The sequence below is a fragment of the Pseudomonas sp. TR47 genome (genome assembly GCF_044143025.1).
GTDB classification, from domain to species: domain Bacteria; phylum Pseudomonadota; class Gammaproteobacteria; order Pseudomonadales; family Pseudomonadaceae; genus Aquipseudomonas; species Aquipseudomonas putida_E.
This window is the reverse complement of record NZ_JBHFCS010000050.1, coordinates 1-4,684: the sequence shown is the minus strand read 5'-3', so window position 1 is coordinate 4,684 and position 4,684 is coordinate 1. Positions and strand designations below refer to the sequence as shown.

Genomic DNA, 4,684 nt, shown 5'->3' with positions numbered 1-4,684 from the left:
GTCACTGGCTTCGCGGACCGCCTCGAGCTGGGCGAAAAGATGGTCACGCAGGTCGCTGAGCTTATTTTTCATTCCTGGTCTTCCTCTTGATCTCTTTCTTCAGTTCGTTCTGCAGGTAGAGGATGTCAACGATCTCCTCCGGCAGGTCCTTGTAGTGCTTGTTACGGCGCAGCTGGTTTTCTGAGAATGTTCTCAGGCACAGGTTATCCAGCTCCGTGTTCCTCACGTTTCCGTCCTTGGCGACGACAATCATCCCTTCGGGGACCGGCCCGTTCGCTTGCTCCCATACGTGTGTATGCAGAGGCTTCCAAACGTCTGGCTGGGCAACTTTGATCAGGATGTATCGACCCTTCCTGTGGGTTGCCCCTATCGGCCTAGGTTGCTGGCCAGGCTGTATGCCCTGGGCTTCGCAGGTCGCAAGGAATGTCTGTCTTGATATTGCTGATCGGTGCTCTCTTGTCTTCGTGATACCGAACCCGGCCGCTCGCAGCGTAATGGCCGTTTCCGTGCGGCCTGGCAGCAGGACGCAGAGTTCTTTGTTAGTTGTGCTGGGGTAGAGCAGGCGTAAAAGCTCATCCTCTGCCTCAATGGCACTTGGTCGCTGATCAACTGCGCGAAAAGTACCCCAAGATCGCAACGCTCATGGACGGCTGCGAGGATGAAGTGCTGGCGCACATGGCGTTTTCCCAAAGCGCATCGACAGCAGTTGCACAGCACCAACGCGCTCGAACGCCTGAACGCCGAAATCAAGCGCCGCACCGATATTGTGGGGATTTTCCCCAACGATCCGGCCATCACGCGGCTGGTTGGGGCGATGCTGTTGGAACAGAACGACGAGTGGTGCCTGCAAAGACGCTACATGCAATTGGAGGCTTTCGAGGCGGTCAGCGATAATCCTCAAGCCAAGCTGTCGGCCGTGATCAAATAAACGGCGAACTCAGTGGCCAGAGCCATGATGAGTTACACCACTTCCCGGGACACGATCGATACCAATACCTTTTAACCAATACAACACATCAATTACTACTGATGATGAGGGATTGTGGGTAATTGCGTCAGCTTCGATGGCCTACCGCCAAAGTAATAACGGCGATACTCTATTGTCGCAGATTGCAGCCGGACCGACCGGAAAGGTAGCTACTGACCGAAACGGGACATGGGCGATAGGGGCGTATCGAAGCTCCGACAACGGCCTCAACTTCGAGAGCTCTGGCTCACCCGCCCCGGTTCCAAGTAGCTTGGCCGCCTCGTCTGCTGAAACTTTCATTGCAGGCGGTACATCTGGGGCATTGCGGCGCAGTGTGCCGATTTTCACTTACGACACGGCTACTCAGTTCGCCGTCCCCACCCTCACTTCCGCCATTGGCACCATTGCATTCATCAAAGCGAAGGAGCTTGCATGATTTTTACCTGTGGGATGTGAATGGAATTTTCGTTCGGGCGGTCAGCGCTGATGAATCAGGCCCGCTTCCTGTCCGTAGCATTCCGAAGGTACCGCCAGAGCTGACCGGTACCGAGGTCGCTCGCTGGACGGGACAGGGCTGGGAGGTTCTGCCGGTCGCGCCGGAGCCTGAGCCAGTAACGGCGCCGGCCTGGCCAGCTTTGATTGCTGCGCGCCGCTTCTTGGCAGAAACCGGTGGCGCAGTCGTCAAGGGCCTGGCGGTCAACACCGAGCGCGACAGCCAGTCTCTGCTGACCGATGTTGCATTCGCTGCCTCGCTTGATCCTGACTACCGCATCAAGTGGAAGACGGCGTCAGGCTTCGTTGAGCTGACGGGCGATCAGGTCATCGCGCTGGCCACCGCAGTGCGCGCACACGTGCAGGCCTGCTTTAATCGGGAGGCCGAGTTGCTGAGTGCCGTGGCTGACGGCTCGATCACCGTCGAGATGCTGGAGCAAGGATGGCCGTAACAGCCTGACGTAACCATCCCCAACCGCCTTTGTCGCCCGCTCCCTGAAAAGACGAAGCCCCGGCGAACTGTGATCACCAGGGCTTCTACTTTCTCTGATGGGGACAAAAGAGAACGCTACGCAGATAGTAGCAGTCGCGCGCCAAAAAGCAAAACCCCGGTGGTTCGCAATCACCGGGGTTTCTATTTTCTCCAGCGCCCTTGTTTTCGCATGGAGAACGTGGGGCGAATCCTAGCTGAAACAAGGTCGAGGATCTATTCAGACGACCATAGTGTTAGGCGATGGGTGCGGCTGGATCCTAGTGTTATATTGACCGCCGCCATGGTTGGAACCCTCGCTCAAGGAATGAGAATGTCTCGACTTATAGTGTTCGCACTCGCAGCGCTGCTAATAGCAGGCTGCTTCATCACCTGGTCGCTAGACCCCTCATTGGTCGCCCCAGGATGGCGTCCCCTTTAAATTCATATCTCAACCGCCCAAAACCCCGCCATGTCGCGGGTTTCTTTTTTTCGCCTGGAGAAACCCATGCCGCAACAAATCCGCGGATCGCGCCTCGGCAATTGCCCCGGCGCTCAAACTGCTGCCTGCGAAAATGTCGGGTTGGCGCGCTGAGCAGATGCTGCTAAGCAGCGGGCTACAGGAAAGCCGGCTGATCCATCGTCGGCAGATCGGCGGCCCGGCCCAAGGCCTCTGGCAGTTCGAAAAGGATGGCCGTGTCCGTGGCGTGCTCGAGCACTCCATCACCCAAGCCCTGGCGCGCTCCGTATGCCAGGCCAGGGGCGTGCCGGTGACCAACGCCGCTGTCTATGCCGTGCTGGAGCACGACGATGTGCTTGCTGCCGCGTTCGCCCGGCTTCTGCTGTGGACCGATCCTGCGCCGCTGCCTGCGGTGGTTGAGGTTCAGCAGGCCGCACCGGCAGACCTGGGATGCTCTGTATGCCCAGGCGATGAAGGAGCTGGTATGAAGAAAACCATTCTGCTGGCCGGCATGCTCCTGGCGCTTCAGGGCTGCGCTGTCCAGGCCCTGAGCTACGCCGCCAACGCTTACTGTGCGGCTCCAGCGGATGTGCGCACCGCCAACCGCATCCTGGTCAACGCCTCGATCGCGCCGAATCGTGTCCAAGTCACCTGCGGTGGCGTGCGATGAATGGCCGCTTCCTCGACCCGCTGCTGCTGCGAGCGTACGACAGGGGCGAGTGGGTGCTGACCAGCGACTTCCGTTACCAGGCGCTCGACGGTACCGTCTACACGGTGCCGCGATACTTCATCACCGACCTCGCTTCGGTGCCCTGGGTCGTAAAGCCGCTGTTCCGGGACATCGAGGACCGCGTGGCCGGAGTCATCCATGACTGGCACTATTGCGAGAACGAGTTACCCCGCGCCGTGTGCGATGCGCTGTTCTACGAGATGCTGCTCGCCCTGGGCGCAGACAAGCGACGGGCCGGCTTGATGTACGCCGGTCTGCGGGTCGGCGGTGGGTCGCGCTATGCGGCGTGCAAGGGCGGGGTGAAGGATGAGGATATGGCTTGGGATCTGATGGGAGAGGATGAACGAAAAGGCTGGCCAGGCGGTGGTGCTCTTGTGGGAGCGGAGCCGCAATAAACCGTAGTACAGGCCACGTATTCCGTGGCGTTGCTGTGAGAGCGGGCGCAGCCAGCGACCCGCTCAAGGGGAGGATGGCCTCCTCAATTGTTTCTGCCGGCAAGCAGCCACTTACCGTTTACCAGAACGAAAGTGTCCTGCTGTTGCATGCTTTGCTGTCGTAGGGCCAGCGTAGCTGTCACTCTGGCCCTTGCGCCAGGTAGAGATTGGACATTGGTCACCTGAACGCCTTGCACCTGCTGGTGCATCTGGACAAAAGTGGCGCAAAGCTGTTGATCGGTGGTTTTTAGCACTGCAATCAACTCGTCCCACTGGCTTAAGGAGCGCATCTCATTACAGTCAGTGGATTGCCAGAATATGGCAAACGCTTCTGCGACCGCCTGTGCATCTGCTGTTTCCTGTTGAGCGTGTTGGGCAGGCTGTGGGGCATTTGCCGCGATCGCCACATAGTTTGCGATTTTGGCACTTCGCTCTTGAAGATAAGGTGTTAGCTGTCCTTGATGTTCAGTGGGTGCAAAGAATTTGAGAAGTTCTTCTGCCTGAGCGAATACGTAGCCTTCCTTGAACTGATTGCCGCGAGGAATGCTTTGAGCTCTCGTAGTCATGTCATCGACGTGCATCGTGGCAAGACTTAACGCCACACAGAACTCCACATCCTCTGCTGCCGAGGCTCTGCTCAGCCCGGACGAGCAGTCATCAACGGCTGCTCCCATTCCGGCTACGCCTGAATCTCTATAGATCTCAACAGCCTTCTGCGAAGCAGCCATGAGCAAGATTTCGTCTTCCGAAGGCTGCGCTATGGCAACAGAGGCCAACAAAGGCAGCGGCAGAGCGGCGAGCAAAATCTTCTTCACGATTTCTTCCTTGACGGCTAAAAGTGGCCATATGCCATCTATTTGCTTGATCTAAAGCGAGCGGTAGAGCCAAAGGCGGCCATGGTACTCTCCGACCAACTCGCACGGACTGATGCTCGAGCGGGAGAACTGGCAGCAGCGCTTGAGCGAAATCGAATAGCTGGGCTGGCGTGCGAAGCGCACCTATAATGGTCTGACCACGTGAGCGGAGCATGACAGTGGACAAGGACACGTTCATTGAATTGGTAGAGGCCGACGAGCCCCTTATCCAGCAGGTGATTGATGCTATTCGGCAGTACCATGATGCCAAAGACTTG

7 protein-coding genes are annotated in these 4,684 nt (G+C 58.0%); 5 read left to right on the top strand and 2 right to left on the bottom strand.

The genetic code is table 11. The annotated features are described in order from the left end of the window. Positions 1 to 61: 61 nt before the first annotated feature. Positions 62 to 637: an HNH endonuclease signature motif containing protein gene (locus ACEWE8_RS25805; RefSeq protein WP_046786684.1), complete on the bottom strand. Its 576-nt coding sequence runs from the start codon at positions 635 to 637 to the stop codon at positions 62 to 64. A 21-nt stretch (positions 638 to 658) separates the two neighbouring features. On the opposite strand from ACEWE8_RS25805, the gene ACEWE8_RS25800 reads away from it, so the two are divergent. The 4 genes from ACEWE8_RS25800 (at position 659) to ACEWE8_RS25785 (ending at position 3,513) form a co-directional block, all read left to right on the top strand. Beyond that, positions 659 to 928 (top strand): transposase, encoded by a 270-nt coding sequence (locus ACEWE8_RS25800; protein WP_046786685.1) that lies wholly within the window; start codon positions 659 to 661, stop codon positions 926 to 928. Positions 929 to 1,395: 467 nt separating this feature from the next. Continuing rightward, the gene (locus ACEWE8_RS25795; protein ID WP_218580315.1) at positions 1,396 to 1,911 is read left to right on the top strand and encodes a DUF4376 domain-containing protein; all 516 of its coding nucleotides are present in this window, start codon (positions 1,396 to 1,398) and stop codon (positions 1,909 to 1,911) included. A 616-nt stretch (positions 1,912 to 2,527) separates the two neighbouring features. Next, positions 2,528 to 3,058: a hypothetical protein gene (locus ACEWE8_RS25790; protein ID WP_223255131.1), complete on the top strand. Its 531-nt coding sequence runs from the start codon at positions 2,528 to 2,530 to the stop codon at positions 3,056 to 3,058. Continuing rightward, positions 3,055 to 3,513 carry a DUF1353 domain-containing protein gene (locus ACEWE8_RS25785; protein ID WP_052750448.1) on the top strand — a complete coding sequence of 153 codons (459 nt, stop codon included), beginning with the start codon at positions 3,055 to 3,057 and terminating at the stop codon, positions 3,511 to 3,513. Before ACEWE8_RS25790 ends, ACEWE8_RS25785 begins: the two co-directional genes overlap by 4 nt. Positions 3,514 to 3,596: 83 nt before the next feature. On the opposite strand, the gene ACEWE8_RS25780 is transcribed toward ACEWE8_RS25785, so the two are convergent. After that, positions 3,597 to 4,367, bottom strand: a complete 771-nt coding sequence (locus tag ACEWE8_RS25780) for a hypothetical protein (protein ID WP_046786687.1) — start codon at positions 4,365 to 4,367, stop codon at positions 3,597 to 3,599. 81 nt (positions 4,368 to 4,448) lie between these two features. On the opposite strand from ACEWE8_RS25780, the gene ACEWE8_RS25775 reads away from it, so the two are divergent. Further along, positions 4,449 to 4,556, top strand: a complete 108-nt coding sequence (locus ACEWE8_RS25775) for a DUF2514 family protein (protein WP_371926631.1) — start codon at positions 4,449 to 4,451, stop codon at positions 4,554 to 4,556. Positions 4,557 to 4,684 lie beyond the last annotated feature (128 nt).

Excerpts from the sequence above, each read along its gene's own strand:
- ACEWE8_RS25800 (WP_046786685.1), top strand. The coding sequence starts at position 659 with ATGAAGTGCTGGCGCACATGGCGTTTTCCCAAAGCGCATCGACAGCAG.
- ACEWE8_RS25790 (WP_223255131.1), top strand. The coding sequence starts at position 2,528 with ATGCTGCTAAGCAGCGGGCTACAGGAAAGCCGGCTGATCCATCGTCGG.
- ACEWE8_RS25785 (WP_052750448.1), top strand. The coding sequence starts at position 3,055 with ATGAATGGCCGCTTCCTCGACCCGCTGCTGCTGCGAGCGTACGACAGG.
- ACEWE8_RS25775 (WP_371926631.1), top strand. The coding sequence starts at position 4,449 with ATGGTACTCTCCGACCAACTCGCACGGACTGATGCTCGAGCGGGAGAA.